At 71.1% G+C, this 6,716-nt stretch carries 5 protein-coding genes; 1 reads left to right on the top strand and 4 read right to left on the bottom strand.

Features of this window, described 5'->3' with window-relative positions; translation table 11 throughout:
• Window position 1 precedes the first annotated feature (1 nt).
• Together ACFV8T_RS12285 and ACFV8T_RS12290 are read right to left on the bottom strand one after the other, a co-directional pair.
• Window positions 2-1,330 (bottom strand): extracellular solute-binding protein, encoded by a 1,329-nt coding sequence (locus ACFV8T_RS12285; protein WP_385326789.1) that lies wholly within the window; start codon window positions 1,328-1,330, stop codon window positions 2-4.
• Entirely contained in the window at window positions 1,315-2,451 is a 1,137-nt protein-coding gene (locus ACFV8T_RS12290) for an aminotransferase class V-fold PLP-dependent enzyme (protein WP_385326790.1), read from the bottom strand. The genes ACFV8T_RS12285 and ACFV8T_RS12290 overlap by 16 nt, the downstream gene beginning before the upstream one ends.
• Window positions 2,452-2,805: 354 nt before the next feature.
• On the opposite strand from ACFV8T_RS12290, the gene ACFV8T_RS12295 reads away from it, so the two are divergent.
• Entirely contained in the window at window positions 2,806-3,018 is a 213-nt protein-coding gene (locus ACFV8T_RS12295) for a hypothetical protein (protein ID WP_385326792.1), read from the top strand.
• Between the two features lie 492 nt (window positions 3,019-3,510).
• On the opposite strand, the gene ACFV8T_RS12300 is transcribed toward ACFV8T_RS12295, so the two are convergent.
• Both ACFV8T_RS12300 and argG read right to left on the bottom strand, forming a co-directional pair.
• Window positions 3,511-4,884, bottom strand: a complete 1,374-nt coding sequence (locus ACFV8T_RS12300) for an alkaline phosphatase (RefSeq protein ID WP_385326794.1) — start codon at window positions 4,882-4,884, stop codon at window positions 3,511-3,513.
• Window positions 4,885-5,108: 224 nt separating this feature from the next.
• On the bottom strand, window positions 5,109-6,557 hold the full coding sequence (gene argG, locus ACFV8T_RS12305; RefSeq protein WP_385326796.1) for an argininosuccinate synthase: 1,449 nt from the start codon (window positions 6,555-6,557) through the stop codon (window positions 5,109-5,111).
• Window positions 6,558-6,716 lie beyond the last annotated feature (159 nt).

Below are 6,716 nucleotides of genomic sequence, written 5' to 3' on the forward strand. Positions count from 1 at the left end.
GTCAGACCGCCTGCTGCCGACCGGTCTGCTGGGCAAGCTGCTCGGCGGCCTTCTTGAGGGCGTCGGCCGGGTCGGCGCCCTTGATCAGCACCTGGCTCTGGGCGTCGCTGGCGAACTTGAGGGCGCGGGCGTAGTCGCCGGTGAAGTTGGTGGCCCGGGCGTCGGCGGAGAGCGATTCGACGAAGGGCTTCAGCACCTTCTGGCCGCCGTAGAAGGGGTGCGGCGCGCTGAACTTCGGGTCGTCGTACGCCGCCTTGAGGGCGGGGAAGACGCCGCCGGAGGCGAACATCCGGTTGATCCGGGCGGGCTTGGTGAGCGCGTACTCGATGAACTGCCAGGCGGCCTTGCGGCGCGTGCTGGAGCCGGAGACCGTCAGGTAGGTGGAGTTGACGATGGCGTTGCGCTTGCCCCCGGGAACGGCGGCGGGCGGCTGCATGGAGCGCCACTTCCCCTTCTGCTCGGGGAACGTGGAGGCCAGATACTCCACGGCCCAGGCCGCCTCCGCGTAGGTGGCGAGCTTCCCCTGGCCGAGCAGGCGCTTCTCGGTGCCCTGGCCCGCGGTGTCGGCGATCAGGCCGGCGTCGTTGAGCCGCTTGATGATGGTGAGGGCCTTGACGGCGGCCGGGGAGGCGAGCGTGATCTTCCCGTCCTGGTCGAAGTAGAAGACGTCCTGGAGTTGCATCAGGTTCTGGAAGAAGTCCATGTCCTGGGTGGCGCCGGTCTTGTCGAGCCCGAGCAGCCGGACGCCGGTGGCGTCGAGGATCTTCGACCCTGCGGCGGTCATGTCGTTCCAGTCGCTGATGTCGGCGGGGTCGATACCGGCCTTCTCGAAGTGGTCGTGCCGATAGAAGAGACCGAGCGGGTTGACCTCCCACGGGAGGGCGTGGGCGGCCTTGTCCTTGCCTATGACGGTCGGCCACAGACCCTTGGCGAAGACGTCCTTGTACTTGTCGGCGCCGAGCCTGGACAGGTCGGCGATGCCGTCGGGGAACTTGTCCAGGTAACCGGGCAGGTAGTCGACGCCGATGTGCAGGACGTCCGCGAGACCCTTGCCGCCCGAGGCGAGGCCGACGGTGATCTTGTCCCAGATGGCCGGGTTGCCGACGTCCTGGACATCGACCTCGATGCCGGGGTTGTCCCGCTCGAAGGAGGGGACGACGCTGCGCAGGCCCTCGGCCGCGGTGGTCCAGCTCCAGACGGTGATCCTGCCGCTGTCGCCGTCGCCTCCGGCGCTGCCCGATCCGTTGTCGCCGCAGGCGGTGAGACCGAGTCCGGCGACGGAGGCGGTGGCGAGCTGAAGCAGACGGCGGCGGCTCAGTTGGTGGGACATGTGGGCTCCTGGGAGTGGGACATGGAGTGGGACGTGGGGCGGGTGAAGGCGTGCAGCGCCTCGGTGAGCAGGTCCGCCGCGGCGTCGGGGGTCGAAGCGTGGGGAGACAGCCGGATCCACTCGTCGCGGCGGGTGGTGATGACTCCGCCCGCTTCGAGGGCACGGTGGACGGAGGCGGGATCATGACCGGGCAGCCGGAAAGCGCCGATACCGCCGCGCTCCTGGGGCCCGAGCCCGTCCAGCAGGACCTCGGCACCGGCCTGGCGTGCACGGTCGAGCAGTTCGTCGAGGACGGCGCGGATGCGACCGCCGACGACGGCCGGTCCGCCCTGGCCGACCAGGTCGTCGATCGCCGCGCCGATGGCCGCGGCGGCCGGGAAGTCCGGGTTGGTGGCGAGGTGGGCGGCGGCCCCGGGCAGCGGCGGCGCCGGATGCCGCGGCGCGAAGGGCTCCGCGACACCGGCCCAGCCACCGAGCCCGGGAGCCAGGCGCTCTGCGCACCGGTCGCGGATCAGTAGCAGTGCGGCTCCCCAGCCGGCCCGTAGCCACTTCTGGCCGCCGCTGACGAGGATGTCGGCGGCATCCGCTTCGAGTGCGACAGCGCCCAGGCCCTGGATGGCGTCGACGATCAGCAGTCGGCCGGGCCCGAGGACCTCCTTGAGGGCGGCGAGCGGTGCCAGGTGGCCGGTGAGCGAGTCGACGGCGCTGACGGTGAGGGCGGTGACATCGGGAGTGAGATGGCGGCGCAGGAGGTCGGGGGTGATGTGCCGTTGCCCGGCCGGGTCGACGAGACGGACGGCGGGGCCGCCGCGGCCGGCGAAGCGGAGCCAGGGGTAGAGGTTGGCGGGGAACTCGCCACGGGGCACCAGGACGGTGCCGGGGCCATGGAGCGCGGCGGCCACGGTGAACAGGCCGTTGCTGGTGGACGGGGCGAGGGCGATTTCGTGCGGACGGGCGTCGAGCAGCCGGGCCGCCGAGGTCAGGGCGGCGTTGCCGAGGGCGAACAGCCGGTCGAGGTCGGCGGGGTCGACGCGAGTGGCGAGCCTGGTCGCGTCGGCGAGCGCGGCGGCGGCCGGGCGGGAGAGCGGGCCGACCCTGGCGTAGTCGAGGTAGCCCACCATCGGACCGCGGGCGGGAGCCGGACCGGGGGCCGCGGCTTCGGATGTCTGACAGATTTGATCGTTCAAAAATTTGCCCTAACAGAGCTTGCTGCACGTACTTGCCGGAGATTTGAAGGTTCAGATTAGGGAGCTCGGATCGAGCCGACAAGAGGTTCGGCGCAACTGCTTTCCGGCGAGCCGGCCGCAGGCCCCGCGCGCGGGCGGGCGGCAGGCGGTTCACCAGCACGGGCTCCGCTTCGACGAGAGCCGAGCGCTGCCGTCCGGCAGCACTTCGCTCGGCAGACGCCGGATCGTCAGCCCGGCCGGAGAGCCGGCGCTCCGCCCGATGCCGCCCTGTGCGAGCCGCTCGCGGGGGTGACCAACCCGCTCCTGTTCAAGCGGTGCGCAGGGCTGGAGGCCTTTGGACCTGTCGCGGCTGCCCGCCACACCCTGCGGCCGCCGGCCCGCCGCATTCAGCACCTGCCCGAGGAGAACGATGCCGGTGCCGTAAACGACGCCGGTGGCGAGGACGAGCTGGTCCCGGGCGGCGGCGAGGACGGTGGCGAAGCCGGATCCCGGCGTCGGTGACGCGCACGGCCGGGGGACCGATCCGGGTCAGGGCCGAGCCGTCGCGGCGCGCCGTTTCTCCGGACTCCGATGCTCCTCGCCGGCAGACATGCGAGGCTTCTCGGGGTTCAGCGCTGTCGACGACTCGGAGAAGGCACGGCGGGCCTGCCCCGTCACCGAAGCCGGATACGGGCAGGCCCACGAAGCGGTTCGGTGCGCCTCCAAGGCGCGCTGAGGCGCGGTCGCCCCAGGGACTTTTCAGGGAACTTCACGTCCGTCCCGGGGAGATTCCAGGGACTTTCGCTGTGCAAGCAGGGAAGGCCCTGACAGTGCTGAAAGATAGAGAAGAGCTGGTCAGGACACCGGCTCAGCGCCGGGTGCCGAAGTCGTTCGGCCCTGCTGTGAGCGGGTGCCGCGCCACGGCCGCACCTGCGAGGGCCTGAGCCGGTACACGTGCCGGCCCCGTCGGCATGCTGCTCGTGCCGACGGGGCCGGGAACGTTCTCCCGAGTGGTCAGCGCACCCGGAGCGCCTCGCGGATCGTGGCGAACAGCTCGGTCTGGTCGGTGACGCCCAGGACGCGGTAGGCCTGCGGGCCCTGAGCCGCGATCCGGACCTCGGTACCGGTGTGCTCCTGCGACTCGCCGGGCGGGTTGGTCGAGTAGTTCACCTTGATCTGCTGGCCCTCGTCGGTGACCAGGGTGGAGGACAGACCGGGCGGCTGGGCCTCCAGGGGCACGATCTGGCTGCTGTGGCCGTGGTCGGCGGTGGTGACGACGAGGGTGTCGGGGTGCTTGGCGGCGTACGCGCGGGCCGTCTTCACCGCGCGGTCGAACGCCGCGGTCTCGCCGATCTGGCCGCACGGGTCGGCCGCGTGGTCCTGCTTGTCGATCGACGCGCCCTCGACCTGGAGGAAGAAGCCCTTCTTGCTGTGCTGGCGCTTCTGCTTGGCCTCCAGGAGCTGGATGGCCCTGGTGGTCTGGTCGGCGAGGTTCGGGGTGCCGGAGGGCCGGTTCGGGTTGGACGTCACGCAGCGCTGCGGGGCGGTCCCGCCGACCGCGGCGGTCTTGCCGGTCCACTCGGTGGGAACGTTGCCGGGCGCGAAGAGCCCGAGCACCGGCTTGCCGCCCTTGACCGACTTCAGGGAGGCGTTGTCGGTGACGACCTGGTAACCCAGCTTCCGCGCCTGCTCGGTGACGGTCAGGCCCTTGTACTTGCCGGCGGTCACCTTCTGGTCGAAGCGCTGCTTGCCGCCGCCGAGGAGCACATCGACCTTGTGGTTGACGCTCTGCTCGGCGATGGAGCCGGGTCCGCCCTTGGCGATGGTGTCGGTGGGGCACTTGGCCATGTCGGCGGGGCCCTGGCAGGAGCGGTCCGTGGCGTGCGAGGCGAGGACGGCCGGGGTGGCGTCGGTCAGCTCGGCGGTGGTCACCGAGCCGGTCGCGTAGCCGCCCTTCTGCGCCAGTTCCAAAATGGTCGGCACGGCCTTGTCGGTGCCCGGCGTCTTGGAGATCCGCCCGTTGACGGTCTTCACGCCGGTCGCCCAGCCGGTGCCGCTGGCCGCGGAGTCGGTGACGTAGTCCGGTGTGCCGTCCGCGTGCACGGCGTAGGTCGTGTACGCGCCGGTCAGCGGGAACTTGTCCATGTTCAGGCGGCCCGCCGCGCCCACGGTGTAGTCGCGGGCCAGGGTGATCTCCGAGTCGCCCATGCCGTCACCGATGAGCAGGATGACGTTCTTCGCCTTGCCGCCCTTGATGGCGTCCTTCGCGTGCTCCTTCGTGCCGTACGCACCGGCCGTCGCCGTGAGGGCGACGGCGGCGGTGGCGGTGGCGACGAGGACCGCACCGGTGGCTGTCAGGTGACTGCGGGACAGGCGCTGTCTGGGCATGGAAATCTCCTTGATCCGGTCGGCGGGGAGCACCGACGACGATCACCTCATCAGCGGCGGGTGAACCACCGGTGACGTCGAAGCCGCGTCCGTCCAGCCGGAACATGGCATGAGGAGCCCGCCCGCCCGGCCCGCTGTCGCGAGCACGGCCGTACGGCAGCGGGCCCCGGCGGAACGGACTCCGCCGGGGCCCGCTGCCCGGATGCGTACGGCCGGGGCCGGGATCAGTCCGTGCCGGACTCCATCGCCGCACGGTCCAGCATCGTCTCCTCGTCCGTGGCCTCACCGCGCGAGGCGATCGCCTGGGCGCCGCCCTGGTCCATCGCGCCGATCAGGCCGGTCGAGGCGGCCTGTGCGGCGCCGATCGGCGTCGGGTGGCCGGTGCCGACCAGGCCCAGGCCCGCGTACTGCTCAAGCCGCGCACGGGAGTCGGCGATGTCCAGGTTCCGCATGGTGAGCTGGCCGATCCGGTCCACCGGGCCGAACGCCGAGTCCTCGGTGCGCTCCATGGAGAGCTTGTCGGGGTGGTAGCTGAACGCCGGGCCCGTGGTGTCGAGGACCGAGTAGTCCTCGCCGCGCCGCAGCCGCAGCGTCACCTCGCCGGTGACGGCCGCGCCGACCCAGCGCTGCAGCGACTCGCGGATCATCAGCGCCTGCGGGTCCAGCCAACGGCCCTCGTACATCAGCCGGCCGAGCCGCCGGCCCTCGTTGTGGTACGCGGCCAGGGTGTCCTCGTTGTGGATCGCGTTGACCAGGCGCTCGTAGGCGATGTGCAGCAGCGCCATGCCGGGCGCCTCGTAGATGCCGCGGCTCTTGGCCTCGATGATCCGGTTCTCGATCTGGTCGGACATGCCGAGACCGTGGCGGCCGCCGATCGCGTTGGCCTCCATGACGAGGTCGACCGGGGAGGCGAACTCCTTGCCGTTGATGGTGACCGGGCGGCCCTGGTCGAAGCCGACCGTCACGTCCTCCGTGGCGATCTCCACCGACGGGTCCCAGAACCGCACGCCCATGATCGGGTCGACCGTCTCGACGCCGGTGTCGAGGTGCTCCAGGGTCTTGGCCTCGTGCGTGGCGCCCCAGATGTTGGCGTCCGTGGAGTAGGCCTTCTCCGTCGAGTCCCGGTACGGCAGCCCGTGCGCGAGCAGCCACTCGGACATCTCCTTGCGGCCGCCGAGCTCCGTGACGAAGTCCGCGTCCAGCCAGGGCTTGTAGATCCGCAGGTGCGGGTTGGCGAGCAGCCCGTACCGGTAGAACCGCTCGATGTCGTTGCCCTTGAACGTGGAGCCGTCGCCCCAGATCTGCACCCCGTCCTCAAGCATCGCCCGTACCAGCAGCGTGCCGGTCACGGCCCGCCCCAGCGGCGTGGTGTTGAAGTACGGGCGCCCGCCCGACTTGATGTGGAACGCGCCGCAGGCGAGCGCCGCCAGCCCTTCCTCGACCAGCGCGGCACGGCAGTCGACGAGCCGGGTGATCTCGGCGCCGTACGCGGAGGCGCGGCCGGGCACGGACGCGATGTCGGGCTCGTCGTACTGGCCGATGTCGGCGGTGTACGTGCAGGGGACGGCGCCCTTGTCGCGCATCCAGGCGACGGCGACGGAGGTGTCGAGTCCGCCGGAGAAGGCGATGCCGACGCGCTCGCCGGTGGGGAGGGAGGTGAGGACTTTGGACATGGCAAGACTATGCATCACTTCGCATGATCATGCAACATTGCTCTCGGTGACGCACCGGGGGGGGGGGGGGGAGCCCCCCCGCGCGTGGTGACCCCCCCCTTTTTTCTGAGGGGGGGGGGTCCCTCTGCCCGCCTTCTTCCCTCTTCCTTGTCGGTTTTC

The organism is Streptomyces sp. NPDC059832 (assembly GCF_042731715.1).
Taxonomy (GTDB): domain Bacteria; phylum Actinomycetota; class Actinomycetes; order Streptomycetales; family Streptomycetaceae; genus Streptomyces.

Coding starts and splice junctions, on each gene's coding strand:
- argG (WP_385326796.1), bottom strand. CDS start 6,557: ATGTCCAAAGTCCTCACCTCCCTCCCCACCGGCGAGCGCGTCGGCATC.
- ACFV8T_RS12300 (WP_385326794.1), bottom strand. CDS start 4,884: ATGCCCAGACAGCGCCTGTCCCGCAGTCACCTGACAGCCACCGGTGCG.
- ACFV8T_RS12290 (WP_385326790.1), bottom strand. CDS start 2,451: ATGGTGGGCTACCTCGACTACGCCAGGGTCGGCCCGCTCTCCCGCCCG.
- ACFV8T_RS12285 (WP_385326789.1), bottom strand. CDS start 1,330: ATGTCCCACCAACTGAGCCGCCGCCGTCTGCTTCAGCTCGCCACCGCC.